Annotated in this window: 1 protein-coding gene; it reads left to right on the forward strand. The window is 66.8% G+C overall.

Annotation, left to right across the window (positions count from 1 at the left end; all coding sequences use genetic code 11):
- Nucleotides 1-856 (forward strand): DUF1522 domain-containing protein (locus tag CV770_RS41220; protein ID WP_146101482.1); only part of this gene is annotated, 856 nt, incomplete at both ends.

The following is an 856-nucleotide window of genomic DNA, read 5'->3' on the forward strand; positions in this document are numbered from 1 at the left end:
GCCGTCACGCTGAAGAGCTCGACGGGTGCGGATCTGAGCGTCACCGGCAAGGCCGACCTGCTCAAGTCTCTCGGCCTGACCACGTCTGTGGGCGGCGGCAACGCCACCGTGAGCGTCAACCGAACCACGAGCTCGGGCTCGCTCGGTGCGACGATCGCGGATGGTTCGACGCTGAACGTCGACGGTCACGTCATCACCTTCAAGAACGCGCCGATCCCGGGTTCGACCGGTGCTCCGAGCGTTGCGAGCGGCTTCGGTGCGAGCGGCAACGTTCTCACGGACGGCGCCGGCAACTCGACGGTCTACCTCCAGGGCGGCACGATCAACGACGTGCTGAAGGCGATCGACCTTGCCACCGGCGTGCAGACCGCGACGGTCAACGCCAACGGCACCGCGACGCTTGCGACCGCCACCGGCCAGACCAACTCGTCGATCAACGCCTCGGGTCAGCTCAAGCTCTCGACCGGCGTCAATGCCGACCTGTCGGTCACCGGCACGGGCAATGCGCTGAACGCGCTCGGCCTCGCCGGCAACACCGGGACTGCGACCGCCTTCACCGCGGCCCGCACCTCGGGCGTCGGCGGCATCACCGGCAAGACCTTGACCTTCTCGTCTTTCAACGGCGGCACGGCGGTTACCGCCACCTTCGGTGACGGCACCAACGGCACGGTCAAGACGCTCGATCAGCTCAACACCAAGCTTCAGGCCAACAACCTGACGGCGACGATCGACGCCAACGGCCTGCTGACGGTCTCGACCACCAACGACTACGCGTCCTCGACCATCGGTTCGAGCGCCGCAGGTGGTGCGATCGGCGGTACGCTGACTTCGTCGCTGACGTTCTCGACGGCTTCCA

Origin of the sequence: Bradyrhizobium sp. AC87j1 (assembly GCF_002936975.1) — a bacterium.
Lineage (GTDB): Bacteria > Pseudomonadota > Alphaproteobacteria > Rhizobiales > Xanthobacteraceae > Bradyrhizobium > Bradyrhizobium shewense.